General features: G+C 60.0%; 12 protein-coding genes and 1 pseudogene. 10 read left to right on the top strand and 3 right to left on the bottom strand.

The genetic code is table 11. The annotated features are described in order from the left end of the window. Positions 1–11 precede the first annotated feature (11 nt). From LJ656_RS13155 to LJ656_RS13140, 4 genes and pseudogenes are all read left to right on the top strand, one after another. Positions 12–1,406 carry an aspartate aminotransferase family protein gene (locus tag LJ656_RS13155; protein WP_230509847.1) on the top strand — a complete coding sequence of 465 codons (1,395 nt, stop codon included), beginning with the start codon at positions 12–14 and terminating at the stop codon, positions 1,404–1,406. A gap of 508 nt (positions 1,407–1,914) precedes the next feature. Then, positions 1,915–2,262: pseudogene (locus LJ656_RS13150) on the top strand (transposase); the annotation flags it as partial. A gap of 457 nt (positions 2,263–2,719) precedes the next feature. Continuing rightward, positions 2,720–3,571: a hypothetical protein gene (locus LJ656_RS13145; RefSeq protein WP_230509846.1), complete on the top strand. Its 852-nt coding sequence runs from the start codon at positions 2,720–2,722 to the stop codon at positions 3,569–3,571. Between the two features lie 24 nt (positions 3,572–3,595). Next, positions 3,596–4,078, top strand: a complete 483-nt coding sequence (locus LJ656_RS13140; RefSeq protein ID WP_230509845.1) for a hypothetical protein — start codon at positions 3,596–3,598, stop codon at positions 4,076–4,078. Positions 4,079–4,149: 71 nt separating this feature from the next. On the opposite strand, the gene LJ656_RS13135 is transcribed toward LJ656_RS13140, so the two are convergent. Then, positions 4,150–5,241, bottom strand: coding sequence for an alcohol dehydrogenase family protein (locus tag LJ656_RS13135; protein WP_230509844.1), 1,092 nt, complete (start codon positions 5,239–5,241; stop codon positions 4,150–4,152). 65 nt (positions 5,242–5,306) lie between these two features. After that, positions 5,307–6,527, bottom strand: a complete 1,221-nt coding sequence (gene doeA, locus LJ656_RS13130) for an ectoine hydrolase DoeA (RefSeq protein WP_230509843.1) — start codon at positions 6,525–6,527, stop codon at positions 5,307–5,309. A gap of 332 nt (positions 6,528–6,859) precedes the next feature. On the opposite strand from doeA, the gene ehuA reads away from it, so the two are divergent. The 6 genes from ehuA (at position 6,860) to LJ656_RS13100 (ending at position 12,471) form a co-directional block, all read left to right on the top strand. After that, positions 6,860–7,762: an ectoine/hydroxyectoine ABC transporter ATP-binding protein EhuA gene (gene ehuA, locus LJ656_RS13125; protein WP_329958872.1), complete on the top strand. Its 903-nt coding sequence runs from the start codon at positions 6,860–6,862 to the stop codon at positions 7,760–7,762. 77 nt (positions 7,763–7,839) lie between these two features. After that, the gene (ehuB, locus tag LJ656_RS13120) at positions 7,840–8,682 is read left to right on the top strand and encodes an ectoine/hydroxyectoine ABC transporter substrate-binding protein EhuB (protein ID WP_230509842.1); all 843 of its coding nucleotides are present in this window, start codon (positions 7,840–7,842) and stop codon (positions 8,680–8,682) included. Positions 8,683–8,755: 73 nt separating this feature from the next. After that, positions 8,756–9,415, top strand: a complete 660-nt coding sequence (ehuC, locus tag LJ656_RS13115; protein ID WP_230509841.1) for an ectoine/hydroxyectoine ABC transporter permease subunit EhuC — start codon at positions 8,756–8,758, stop codon at positions 9,413–9,415. 4 nt (positions 9,416–9,419) lie between these two features. Further along, positions 9,420–10,079, top strand: a complete 660-nt coding sequence (gene ehuD / locus LJ656_RS13110) for an ectoine/hydroxyectoine ABC transporter permease subunit EhuD (protein ID WP_230509840.1) — start codon at positions 9,420–9,422, stop codon at positions 10,077–10,079. Continuing rightward, entirely contained in the window at positions 10,079–10,855 is a 777-nt protein-coding gene (gene eutA, locus LJ656_RS13105; RefSeq protein WP_230509839.1) for an ectoine utilization protein EutA, read from the top strand. The genes ehuD and eutA overlap by 1 nt, the downstream gene beginning before the upstream one ends. Before the next feature lie 257 nt (positions 10,856–11,112). Continuing rightward, positions 11,113–12,471, top strand: a complete 1,359-nt coding sequence (locus LJ656_RS13100; RefSeq protein ID WP_230509838.1) for an MFS transporter — start codon at positions 11,113–11,115, stop codon at positions 12,469–12,471. Between the two features lie 71 nt (positions 12,472–12,542). Here the strand turns inward: LJ656_RS13100 and LJ656_RS13095 are convergent, their stop codons facing one another. Then, the gene (locus tag LJ656_RS13095) at positions 12,543–12,926 is read right to left on the bottom strand and encodes a YunG family protein (protein WP_230509837.1); all 384 of its coding nucleotides are present in this window, start codon (positions 12,924–12,926) and stop codon (positions 12,543–12,545) included. Positions 12,927–13,144 lie beyond the last annotated feature (218 nt).

Below are 13,144 nucleotides of genomic sequence, written 5' to 3'. Positions count from 1 at the left end.
AGGAGCGACCCATGAATAAACTCGATCAACTGCTGAGCGCGGACCGCGCGCACTTTATGCATCCGTCGACGCACGCGCACGATCACGCGAGCGGCGCGCTGCCTGGCCGGATCGTGACCGGCGCGAAGGGCATCCGTATCGAAGATCATCAAGGCAAGTCGTATATCGATGCATTCGCGGGACTGTACTGCGTGAACATCGGCTATGGCCGCACCGAAGTGGCCGAGGCGATCTACGAGCAGGCGAAGAACCTCGCGTATTACCACACCTATGTCGGCCACTCCACCGACACGATCATTGAACTGTCGTCGCGGATTATCGACTGGGCGCCGCAGGGAATGAAGAAGGTGTACTACGGGATGTCGGGCTCGGATGCGAACGAAACGCAGATCAAGCTCGTCTGGTACTACAACAACGTGAAGGGCCGGCCGAACAAGAAGAAGATCATTTCGCGCGAGCGCGGCTATCACGGCTCGGGTATCGTCACCGGCAGCCTCACCGGTCTGCCGAGCTTTCATCAGTTCTTCGATCTGCCGGTTGAGCGCGTCAAGCACACCGTGTGTCCGCATTGGTATCGGCGCGCGCCGGCGGGTATGAGCGAAGCGCAGTTCGTCGCGTATTGCGTCGATGAACTCGAAAAGCTGATTGCGCGTGAAGGCGCGGATACGATCGCCGCGTTCATCGGCGAGCCGGTGATGGGCACCGGCGGGATTTTGCCGCCGCCGGCCGGGTACTGGCCGGCGATCCAGCAGGTGTTGAAGAAGCACGACATTCTGTTGATCAGCGACGAAGTGGTGTGCGGGTTCGGGCGGGTTGGTTCGAAGATGGGCGCGCAGCACTATGGGATTGCCCCGGATCTGATCACCGTTGCGAAGGGTTTGACGAGTGCGTATGCGCCGCTGTCGGGTGTGATCGTCAGCGAACAGGTGTGGGACGTGATCGATAAGGCATCCCAGGAGTCGGGCGCAATGGGGCACGGCTGGACCTATTCCGGTCATCCGATCTGCGCGGCGGCGGGGCTCGCGAACCTCGAAATCCTGCAACGCGAGAACCTCACGCACAATGCCGCGCAAACCGGTGCGTATCTGCTGGAGCAGTTGCATGCGGCGTTCGATTCGCATCCGCTGGTCGGCGAAGTGCGGGGCGTGGGCATGCTGGCCGCGCTCGAATTCATGGCCGATAAGGATGCGCGGCAACCGTTCGATGCGGCGCTGAAGGTCGGGCCGCGCGTGTCGGCCGCGGCGATGCAGCGCGGGCTGATTGCGCGGGCGATGCCGCACGGCGATATTCTCGGCTTTGCGCCGCCGCTGGTGACGACGCGCAGCGACGTGGACGAGATCGTGAAGCTGACGCGTGAGGCGGTGGACGAGGTTGCTTCGCAGGTGTTGGCGAAGACGGCGGTTTGATTGTGTGAGTTGAGAAGGCGGCCGCTGAGGGTTAGCGGCCGTTTTTTGTTGGCGCGAGCGGCTCCCCAAAAACTGCTACGGTTCGCGGATTCAACAATTGTTGACACATAACAGGTTAACTTTTAGCCTGCACGACGCCCATGGCGGATAAGGTCTGCGACCGCCCAACCGTTGAGGTATCGAGACTTCACGTACCGGCCTTCTGACTCGTCCGACGGTGTAGCCCTGTGCGCACTCCAATTTTCAAGTTTGCTTAATATTCCGAAGATTTTTTGAGATCGGCTTCTTTGGTTTAATCGTTGATTCGTATAACCAGGGAGGACGAAACGGCGCGTTCGGGGCGCAGCTTCGAAAGGTTGTCTCACTTTGGCCCTCATAATAAGAGCGCGGATTTGGAACAGCGCATACAGATTATTTCGTCATCTGCGCGAGACGGGTAAATGTTGGAACGAAAAATCGGACAACATAGAGACTGAAGGATCGCGGAGCGGGCGGCTGTATCGGGTCAATGTTCACGATGTCCAGGCTGAACGACTTCGTTCCGGCCAATCACCCGGTGCGACCGATCCGGCTGTGGTTGAACAATGCGCTCGCCCGCGCGAATTCGGTCTTTTCGCGCATGTACGGGAGCGCCGCGAAGGGCGGACGCGCAAGCATTGCGCCGGAGAAGCTGATTCGCACTACTGTTGCAAGTCCTGTATTCGCAGGGAATGCATGCCGATGGAGCAATTTCCTACAACATGGTGTTTCGCTGGATCGTCGGACTGGCGATGGACGATGTAGTTTGGGAGCACTCCACTTTCAGTAAAGCCGCGACCGACTGATGGTCCAGGATGTCATGGTCAGTCTGTTCAATGCCCTTCTCCCCCGGGACCAAGTCCCGGTCAATGACGAATGCGGTGGATGCCCACTTCATCCCGCACGATCTTATCGGCTGGGTCATTAATAGATTAGAAAGAAGTTGAATTTTGTTTTTAGGATGCGAGGTTCACAATAATGGGATAACTAATTTTGAGAAGATTTAGTTAACCATCTGTAACCAAGATCAATTTTGTCGCGGCCTGTATCGTATTTGTGAGGATTCTGCGTGTCACAAGGAGATGGAGTAAATGTTCGCACTTCATGTTCCAAACATTCTAAAAAATAAGTCATTTAACGTTGCGTTGTGTGATGGTTCAGGATCCAATCGGATAGCCCGGCTTGTTCGTCTCGGGATGCGGTGGACTTCAGTGAAGGCGACCCCGATGCATGATTCGAGATAGGCATCCGACGCAAACTCCTATGAACGCATGAAGAACCGGACAAAAACTATCATGACTACACCGATAATCGAACGGATGAATCGGACTCCTTTACCACGACACCTTACACTCGTTGCAGGCAATTCGTTCCATTTCAAGGTATTGGGCTTGGGCGTTGACAGAAAGCATGTCGTTTTTAAAGCTTCGACTACCTCCGTGAAGATCGCCGTGATAAGTGCGAACCCGCACAATCGAGAGCAAACACTAAGGCTCGATACTCAGTCCGTCGTTCGTGCGAGGGAGCACGCTACATTGTCCGCCTATTTGGCTACTCGACCCACTCACAAAGCGACGGCTGATATAGAACTGACGATTGAGCCGCGCCTTGAACTCTCGCTTGCCGGTACAGAAAGCAATATCTTGGCAAGTATGTTGATTGTGGAAAATATAACGCCTGGTCAGCGCAATTTCTCTTCTGTTGATCAAGCCTTAACGAGTATGCAGTGGATGCGTTGGGTGCTGTTGAATCGCCTGCGACTCGGTCCTGCGCATTTCGGTGCGCCGAAATCATCGACAACGCTCACTGATTTGATCAAAGCCCCTAATCAGGTAAAAGGGTTCGCGCGTTATCCATCTATCGAACCGGGGCAAAAAATCGTCCTAGACGATGTATTGAAGATCGCGAACGACTCAAGTGACAAGAACTTCGAAACGTATCGAAAATATGTTCAAAATGCTATTGACGTCGCGAAAGGTCACAAGCTTGGGAGCGATCCTTGCCCGACAGGCCTGTATGCATGGCGAACAAGCGGTAGAGCGTCGCCGGGACCAAACTTCGTCTTGTATGAGAGTCGAGGCGGGCAGGACTTTTATACGCTCACCAATTCTTTTCTGAAAGACCCGCTACAGCGAGCACGCGACTAGCCGCACGCTGAAGGAAATCCAGCTATGAAATATTTCGGACTTGTCGGCGGCTGCTTGCTCATTCTCGCCAGCCCACTCCACGCGGCCGACAGCTTCCCGCCAGAATTCACCCCAACGCCCCTCAAGCGCGCCGTTCCCGACAAAGACCCGTACTACGGTCCTCCCGAAGTCGCGCTCAGGAAGTTGCTGTCATTCGAGAAAAAGAACCGACGCACCAATCACTTCTGCGTGATCGGTTACGCGTGGCCAAACGACGGCCTGGACATCTGGGTGCATTGGGTAGAGGAGAAACGCTTACTGCAATGGCGCGGCTTTGCCGATCAGGAGCGACGTGAGACGGGCCTGATCACAGCACAAGCCGATTTCCGGTTAGGAAAAAATACTGTGGCGACGCCCGATGATATCAACGGCCGCAACGACGTCGTTACCGGCACATGGTGGCGTGCCGTGGTCGACGATTGCGCTGAACACGGCGAGCATTTCACCATCAGGCCGTTCAAGCAATAGCTCCGATGCACTGTGCGCACTCCGAGGCGCGCAGTGCATCAGTTCCATCAAAGCACCGCTTTAAAAAACCCCTACCGCAATTCTTCCCCACCATACAACCGATCCGGAATCACAACAATATTGCCGACAAAGCTCTTCTCCATAAACCGCGTCTGCGCCTCACGAAACTTCGACAACGGATAAGTCGCAGCGAGAACCGGCCTGATCGCACCGCTCTCGATATAGTCGAGCACCCGCTTAAACGCACCACGCGTCCCTTGCGACGACCCGTTCAACTGCAACTGCTTCAGATACATCGTGCGCAGATCGAGTTGCACGACCGGCCCGGCAATCGCACCGGCCGTCGTATAACGCCCTTCCGGCCGCAGTACATTCAGCAGCTTGCCGAATAGCGCCCCACCGACCAGATCGGCCACCACGTCGACCGGCTTGCCGTTCATCATCCGCTCGACCTCCACAACGAAATCACCGCTGTCGCGCAGCATCACGGCTTGCGCGCCAAGTGCGAGCACCGCTTCTTCCTTACCCTTGCTGACCACCGCATACGGAATCGCACCGCGCGCGCGACACAACTGGATGATCGCCGACCCGACGCCTCCTGACGCACCGGTAATCAAGACGCTCTCGCCCGCTTTAACACCGGCTCGCTCGATCATCTGTTCGCCGGTGTGATACGCACACCAGAACGTCGCAAGTTCCGCATCGGAGTAACTGGAATCGACACGAGGCGCGTTCTCCGAAGGCACCGCCGTATATTCGGCGTAACCACCGTCGCGACCGTGACCGATATAGTCGATATCGGCGAGGCTGTCGTCGTCGCGGTTATAGATCGATGCGTCGACGATCACCCGCTCGCCGATCCGCGCATCGCTGACACCGCGTCCCACCGCGACCACCCGGCCCACGATATCCGCGCCTTGAATACGCGGAAACGTCAGCGTCGAGCGGCCGCGTCGCCATGTCGACACCGCCTGCGGGTCGTCGTCGGTGCCGTACGCGCCCTGGCGGACCCACACGTCGGTATTGTTGAGCCCGCACGCGGAGACTTCGATCAGTACTTCGCCCGCCGCGCAGACCGGTACCCGTACGTCGTCGCGATAGACGAGTTTGTCGAGACCGCCGTGCGCGGTCAGCACGACTGCCTTCATCGTTTTCGGAAGCATGTTTCCTCTTCAATCGAAAGGGCGTCGCGCGAACGAGGCTTCACGCCGTTGCGACGCCGCCGGGATCACGGTTTGACGAACAGTTTGCGAGGCGTTCTACAGAAGGTCTCGACGCCGGAATCGGTAATCAGAATACTTTCGGTGATTTCGAGTCCCCAATCGTCGAGCCACAGTCCCGGCATGAAGTGGAACGTCATGCCGGGTTCGAGGACGGTCTTGTCCCCGGGACGCAGGCTCATCGTGCGCTCGCCCCAGTCCGGCGGATAGCTCGCGCCGATCGGATAGCCGCAGCGGCTGTTCTTTTCTATGCCGTATTTGTGCAACACCGCAAAGAATGCATTGGCGATGTCTTCGCAGGTATTGCCCGGTTTCGCGGCGGTCAGCCCCGCCTCGATCCCTTCGACCACCGCGCGCTCGCCTTCGATGAAATGCTTCGGCGGCTTGCCGAGATACACCGTGCGCGACTGCGGGCAGTGATAGCGCTTGAAGCAGCCGGCGATTTCGAAGAACGTGCCGGCGTCTTTCGCAAACGGCGTGTCGTCCCACGTCAGATGCGGTGCTGCCGCGTCGGCGCCGGTCGGCAGCAGCGGCACGATCGCCGGATAGTCGCCGCCATGACCGTCCACGCCGGTAATGCCTGCCGAGTAGATCTGCGCGACGAGATCGTTCTTGCGCATGCCGGGTTCGATGCGCTCGACGATATGCGCGTGCATCTTCTCGACGATGCGCGCGGCTACTCGCATGTACTCGATCTCGCGCGGCGATTTGACCGCGCGCTGCCAGTTCACGAGGCCGGTCGCGTCCTGCCATTTCGCCCGCGGCAGATTCGCGACCAGCGCGCGATACGCGGCGGCGCTGAAATAGTAGTTGTCCATTTCGACGCCGATCTTCGCGTTGTCCCAGCCGCGCGCCGCGATCACTTCGCGGGCGAGGTAGTCCATCGGATGCCGGGCGGTGGACTGCACGTAATGATCGGGATAACCGACGATCTGATCGTGCTGCATGAAAACGGTGCGCTTCGCACCATTCGCGTCCTGGCCGCGCCCGTACCAGACCGGCTCGCCGTCGAGCGCGAGCAGCACGCACTGGTGCACGTAGAACGACCAGCCGTCGTAGCCGGTGAGCCAGGCCATATTCGTCGGGTCCGACACGATCAATAGTTCGATGCCGGCCGCCTGCATGGCTTTGCGCGTCTTGCGAAGGCGCGCAGCATATTCGTCGCGTTCGAACGGCAGGCGCACGACGGGCGCCTCAATTCGCGATTCGTGTTGCGTCGTATCTGACATCTTCCCCTCTCTCTGAGCGTGACGTCGTTGCGGGAAGTGGCGCCCATTGCACGTAAGCAGGGCGTCCACGGGTATTTCTCGGCGCAGTCTAATGCCGCGAAAAAAGCGCGCCGAATGTGCTAGTTCAATCTTCGTCGCGCGGATAGCCCGCACGTCGTGGTTGTTGCGCTGCCCGCATTGACGCTCGCGCCCACGCCGGAAAAAAGAATTGTTCTAGAGCAATCCGGAACGCAAATATGGCTGCTTATTCTGGTTCGCATCACTGGCAGTGCCCGCAGCGCCGCCGCAATCCATTCACTGAAGTCACGCATGACGAACGGGATCGAATCGATATGAACACTGCGCGAGTCACCGATCTGCTGAGCGCTTCAGGCCTCGCCCCGACAAGTCTTTCGTCTGACCGAGCGGCCGTACCCGCCGCTGTTTCGCAGCGGCGCGAGCACGCGGCGGCCGTGAAGCCGCTGATCCGGATCGACGCAATTACCAAGCGCTATGGCGCACTGACCGTGCTCGACGAACTGTCGCTCGATGTGATGCCCGGCGAGAAGCTCGCACTGATCGGCCCGTCCGGCTCGGGCAAAACGACGATCCTGCGCATCCTGATGACGCTCGAAACGATCGAAGGCGGCCATATCGAGGTGGACGGCGAACAACTGTTTCATATGCCGCGCGGCGACAAGATGGTGCCCGCGAACGAGCGGCATCTGCAGAAGATGCGCGAGAAGATCGGCATGGTGTTCCAGCACTTCAATCTGTTCCCGCACAAAAGCGTGCTCGAGAACGTGACGCTCGCGCCGATGCTGACCAAGGGCGAGAGCCGCGAGTCAGCCGAAAAACGCGCGCTCGAATTGCTCGATATGGTGGGAATGGCCGACAAGGCGAAAAGCCGTCCCGCGCAACTGTCGGGCGGCCAGAAGCAGCGCGTCGCGATTGCGCGGGCGCTTGCACTGGCGCCGAAGATCATGCTGTTCGATGAGGTGACTTCCGCGCTGGACCCGGAACTCGTCGAGGAAGTACTGAACGTGATGCAGCGGCTCGCGCGAGAAACCGATATGACGATGCTGCTGGTCACGCACGAAATGGGTTTCGCGCACGACTTCGCGGACCGTGTGCTGTTCTTCGATCGCGGCCGGATCGTCGAAGAAGGCAAGCCCGAAGACATCTTTACGCATCCGACCCACGAGCGGACCCAGACCTTCCTGCGCAAGATTCTCGCCGCCGGGCACCGGATCTGAGCCCGACGCATTCCAATTCCGACGTTGCACATCACCCACTACTACGTCATACCACCACGCCTTAGGAGCCAGAGATCATGAAGCTGAAGGGGATTCTGATTGCGGGAGGACTGTCGCTGCTGACGTTCGCGAGCGTTGCTCATGCGGCCGACGACAAGCTCGCCCAGCTACGTCAGCAAGGTTTCGCGCGAATCGCGATTGCCAACGAGCCGCCGTTCACCGCGGTCGGCGCCGACGGCAAGGTGACGGGCGCCGCGCCGGACGTCGCGCGCGCGGTGTTCAAGAAGCTTGGCGTCAACGGCGTCGTCGCGTCGGTGTCCGAATACGGCGCGATGATCCCGGGCCTCGCGGCCGGGCGTCATGATGCGATCGCGGCGGGGCTCTTCATGACGCCGCAACGCTGCGCGGCGGTGGCCTATTCGCAGCCGGTGCTGTGCGCGGTCGAAGCGTTCGCGGTCAAGAAGGGCAATACGAAAAGTATCAAGACTTATGAGGAAATCGCCAAGGACCCGAAAGCGGTGATCGGCGTGGAGGGTGGCACCACCGAGCAGAAACTCGCGACCGCCGCGAATATTCCGACCGATCGCGTGGTCATCGTGCCGGACGGACAGAGCGGTCTGAAGATGCTGCAGGACGGCCGCATCGACGTATTCGCATTACCGTTGCTGTCCATTACCGATCTTCTGTCAAAGGCGAAAGACCCGAATCTGGAATCGATCGCGCCGGTGCAGAACACGCCGGTGCAGTGCGACGGCGTCGCGTTCCGCAAGCAGGATACCGCGTTGCGCGATGCGTTCGACGTCGAGCTGAAGAAGATGAAGGAGTCCGGCGAATTCGCGAAGATCGTCGAACCATACGGCTTCTCAGCGAAAGCGGCGATGTCGAATAGCCGCGAAAAGCTCTGCTCGGCGAAGAACTGAGTGTGAGGGCGAAGGCCATGCGTGCGACGCACCGTCATGGCCAGCGATACATTGTTCTTCGCGAGGTGCATCGATGAGCCACTGGTCCGGCTATTTGCTGCTGATTCTGAAGGGCGCGCAGACGACCGTCGAGCTGACGCTGATGGGCGCGGTGCTGGCGCTCGTCATGGCGTTCGCCGCGGGTCTCGGGCGCCTGTCGCGTTTTTTCGCGGTGCGTGCGCTTGCCACGTCGTATATCGAGTTCTTTCGCGGCACGTCGATCTTCGTGCAGCTGTTCTGGGCGTACTTCGTGTTGCCGATGGCCGGCATTTCTTTGACGCCGCTGCAGGCCGGCGTACTCGCGTTGGGCCTGAACGTCGGCGCGTATGGCGCGGAAGTGGTGCGCGGCGCGGTTGCCGCGATCGGTCACGAACAGCGCAACGCGTGCATCGCGCTGAATCTGACGCGATACCAACGGATGCGCCACGTGATCCTGCCGCAGGCGTTGCCGCTGATGATGCCGACCTTCGGCAACAACGCGATCGAATTGCTGAAGGGCACGGCGGTCGTGTCGCTGATCTCGCTCGGCGACATGACTTTTCAGGCGCAAGTAGTCCGCTCGCAAACCGGCAATACGCTGCTGCCATTCGCGACGATTCTCGCGCTGTACTTCACACTGGCGTGCCTGATTTCGTTCGGCATGCGCAAGCTCGAAAACCGGATGAGCTTCGGGCTCGACCGGATCAGGAGATAGAGCCATGGAATGGGACTGGAGCTTCGTGCGCGAGATCGTGCCGATCCTGCTGCAAGGGCTGAAGATCACGGTACTGGCGACCTTGCTCGGCGCGGTCTTCGCGGCGATTGCCGGGCTGGCGATCGCAATTTTGCGGCTCGCGCCGAATCGCGCGGTGTCGCGCGGCACCGCGGCGGTCGCGAGCTTCATTCGCGGCACGCCGTTGCTGGTGCAGTTGTACTTCGTGTTTTACGTGTTGCCCGACATCGGCATCCGGATGCCGGCGCTCGCGGCCGGCGTGCTGGCAATCGGCGTGCATTACGCGACGTATGCGGCCGAGGTCTATCGCGCCGGGATCGAAAGTATTCCGCGCGGGCAATGGGAGGCCGCGAAAGCGTGCAATCTGAGTCCCGCGCAAACGTGGCAGCACGTGATCATCCCTGAAGCCGTCCCGCCGATGCTGCCCGCGCTCGCCAACTACCTGATTTCGATGTTCAAGGAAACGCCGCTGCTGTCGGCGATCACGGTGCTCGAATTGATGAATCAGGCGAAGATCATCGCGAATACGGATTACCGCTATCTGGAGCCGATGACGCTGGTCGGCGTGCTGTTCCTTTTTATCAGCCTGATCGCGGTGGCCTGCGTGCGGCTACTCGAAAAACGCTTTCCTGCGCCGGGGCATTAATGACGCCAACTCCTATCCGGCAATTTCAACGCACGCCGCAATTGATCGAGCGCGCTTTCGAAAAACGTGTCGGCCTCGTGATTCTCGCGACCGACCACACCACCGAGCCGGACTTTGCCGCGCTGGTTGCGAGCGAGCGGATCGCCGTTTACGTGAACCGCGTGCCGTATGCGAATCCGGTGACTGCCGAGAACCTGCGGGCGATGCGGCCGTCGCTGACCGCGGGCGCCGCGTTGATCCTGCCTGACGAAACGCTCGACGTGGTGATGTATTCGTGTACGTCGGCATCGGTGATGATTGGCGACGCGCAAATAGAACAGGCGATTCACGCGGCGAAACCATCGGCCAGAGTCGTCACGCCGACCGCTGCCGCGGTCACCGCGCTCGATACGCTCGGCGCGCGCCGCATCAGTGTGCTGACGCCTTATACGGTCGAAACCAGCCGGCCGATGGCCGAGTACTTTGCCGCGCAGGGTTTCACGATCGATCGCTTCTCGTGCATCGGTCTGAGCGACGACCGCGAAATGGCGCGGCTCTCGCACGACGATATCGTCGCGTTCGCGCGCGAAGCAATTGCCCCGGAGTCCGACGCGCTGTTTATCTCCTGCACCGCGGTACGCGCGGCGCCGATCATCGCGCGAATCGAAGCGGCGATCGGCAAACCGGTGGTGAGCAGCAATCTCGCGACTGCATGGATGTGCTTGCGGCTGTGCGATGAGAACACGCCTCGCGCGGGGCAAGGGCGCCTGATGAGCTTGCCGTTGCTCGTTGGTTGAGGCGCTAGAACACGTTTAGCCCGCGGCGGAACCCCTGCATGGACCATGCGCGGGCACGCGAATCGGGGTGTTTTTCCCGAACCCGTTCGCCGCGCGCTTCACGTGCGAGTACGGATTACCGCATTCGCTTCGCGCTTCATGGAAAACCCCGATCACCGCATCGTCCTGGAACATCGTTGCGGCCGCGCGCCGTGGGTATCGTGGACTCGAGCGACGTTGCTGGGTCGCACAGCAGACATTCCGGAGGAGAGATGGAGATGGACTACGTACATTCATGGAGCGGCGAACAGGCCGCGCAGCCGCCGGCGCGCAGCCTGCTGCGACGCGCGATTGCCGCGTCGGCGCTCGGCAACGCGGTCGAGTGGTTCGACTATGGGATCTACGCGTACGGCCTCACTTATATTTCGGCCGCGCTGTTTCCCGGCAGCACCGCGCAAGCGACTTTATTCGCGTTCGCGACGTTCGCGATTTCGTTTCTGGTGCGCCCGCTCGGCGGTCTGTTCTGGGGGCCGCTCGGTGACCGGCTGGGTCGCAAGCACGTACTCGCGTTGACGATCATCATGATGTCGGTTGCGACGCTGCTGGTCGGACTCGTGCCGACTTACGCGAGCATCGGCTGGTGGGCGCCGGCGTTGCTCGTCATTCTGCGGATGATTCAGGGCTTTTCGACCGGTGGCGAATATGGCGGCGCCGCGACTTTCATGGCCGAATACGCGCCCGATAAAAGACGCGGCTTCTGCGGCAGCTTTCTTGAGTTCGCGACGCTGGCGGGCTTTTCGCTCGGCGCGTTGCTGATGCTCGGTTGCTCGGTCGTACTCGGCAATACCGCGATGCATGCTTGGGGCTGGCGTCTGCCGTTTCTGATCGCGGCGCCACTCGGTCTGATCGGCTTTTATCTGCGCTCGAAACTCGAAGATACCCCCGTGTTTCGCGAACTCGAACAGACGAAGCACAACGAACAGCACAGCTGTGTGACGCTCAAAAAACTGTTGACCGACTACTGGCGACCGCTGGTTCTGCTCGGCGGTCTGGTGGTCGCGCTGAACGTGGTCAACTATGTGCTGCTCGCCTATATGCCGACCTTCATGCAGAAGCAGCTCGGTATGAGCGACAACATGTCGTTGCTGGTGCCGCTGCTCGGCATGCTCGCGATGATGGTGTTCCTGCCGCTCGCGGGTACATTCTCGGATCGCATCGGACGCAAGAACGTGTGGTGGTTTTCGCTGGTCGGGCTATTCGTCGCCGCGATTCCGATGTTCATGTTGATGAAGCTCGGCGTAGCCGGCGCGCTGATCGGCTTCTCGGTACTCGGGCTTCTGTACGTGCCGCAACTCGCGAGCATCTCGGCCATGTTCCCCGCGATGTTCCCGACTCAGGTTCGTTATGCGGGGATGGCGATTGCGTATAACGTATCGACATCGATTTTCGGCGGCACCGCGCCGATGGTGAACGAATGGCTGGTCGCAAGAACCGGCAATGCGCTGGTGCCCGCCTATTACATGATGGCCGCCTGTGTGATCGGCGCGATCGCACTGATCTTCGTCACGGAAACCTCCGGATGTTCGCTGCGCGGGCAGGGAATTCCGGGCAAACAGCAGCCGCCGCCGCTTCGCTGATAGGGAACAGCGTGGCCAAAGCCGTATTCGCCCGATGTGTGACTTTGGCCATGTATCGAATAACGCAACCGTTATTGCGCTGCCTGCAACCTTGACTTCAGCAATTCATACTTCTCCAGCGATCCATCCGCCAATGCCGCGTCGCGCGTCGACGGCGTATCGTCGAACGGGATCGGTTCGGCGAACTGGCTGACCGTCAGATCCCAGCGCCGGCCGTCTATCAGGTTGTAGAAGTGCGTGCCGCCCGGCGTGCGCGTGGTCAGAATTTCGCCGCCGAAGTAGTCCTGAACGATCAGCGACGTGAGACTGCAATGATTCTGCGCAGGATTGGACGGCGACCATGCGTGCGTCGGACTCGCGGTGTCGCCGGCCCATACGCGCGAAAGCACGCGGTACAGATCGACCGGGGTGGCGAATGTATTCGATGCAGCGGCTTTGAGGGTTGCTTCAGTCATGGCGGCATTCCTTCTTTCGATGAGCGGAACCAGCGAATCGGATCGGAAAAACAAAAAGCCCCGTCGTTACCGGCGGGGCATGTAGCGCACGTTGCTATCGATGACGTCTGGCTAGCGGATGCGAACCCCCACAGGCAGTCCCACGCGGGCATGCGCGTGATGATGTATCGCAGTCGGGTGGGACGCGAGGGGTTGCATGGTCGCCGAGTGTGCCTTCA

Source organism: Paraburkholderia sejongensis (genome assembly GCF_020880815.1).
Taxonomy (GTDB): Bacteria; Pseudomonadota; Gammaproteobacteria; order Burkholderiales; family Burkholderiaceae; genus Paraburkholderia; species Paraburkholderia sejongensis.
The sequence above is the reverse complement of the archived record's forward strand: the minus strand, read 5'-3'. Positions and strand labels throughout refer to the sequence as shown.

Bases quoted from the DNA above. Each gene is read 5' to 3' on its own strand.
- LJ656_RS13155 (WP_230509847.1), top strand. From the start codon at position 12: ATGAATAAACTCGATCAACTGCTGAGCGCGGACCGCGCGCACTTTATG.
- LJ656_RS13145 (WP_230509846.1), top strand. From the start codon at position 2,720: ATGACTACACCGATAATCGAACGGATGAATCGGACTCCTTTACCACGA.
- LJ656_RS13140 (WP_230509845.1), top strand. From the start codon at position 3,596: ATGAAATATTTCGGACTTGTCGGCGGCTGCTTGCTCATTCTCGCCAGC.
- LJ656_RS13135 (WP_230509844.1), bottom strand. From the start codon at position 5,241: ATGCTTCCGAAAACGATGAAGGCAGTCGTGCTGACCGCGCACGGCGGT.
- doeA (WP_230509843.1), bottom strand. From the start codon at position 6,527: ATGTCAGATACGACGCAACACGAATCGCGAATTGAGGCGCCCGTCGTG.
- ehuA (WP_329958872.1), top strand. From the start codon at position 6,860: ATGAACACTGCGCGAGTCACCGATCTGCTGAGCGCTTCAGGCCTCGCC.
- ehuB (WP_230509842.1), top strand. From the start codon at position 7,840: ATGAAGCTGAAGGGGATTCTGATTGCGGGAGGACTGTCGCTGCTGACG.
- ehuC (WP_230509841.1), top strand. From the start codon at position 8,756: ATGAGCCACTGGTCCGGCTATTTGCTGCTGATTCTGAAGGGCGCGCAG.
- ehuD (WP_230509840.1), top strand. From the start codon at position 9,420: ATGGAATGGGACTGGAGCTTCGTGCGCGAGATCGTGCCGATCCTGCTG.
- eutA (WP_230509839.1), top strand. From the start codon at position 10,079: ATGACGCCAACTCCTATCCGGCAATTTCAACGCACGCCGCAATTGATC.
- LJ656_RS13100 (WP_230509838.1), top strand. From the start codon at position 11,113: ATGGACTACGTACATTCATGGAGCGGCGAACAGGCCGCGCAGCCGCCG.
- LJ656_RS13095 (WP_230509837.1), bottom strand. From the start codon at position 12,926: ATGACTGAAGCAACCCTCAAAGCCGCTGCATCGAATACATTCGCCACC.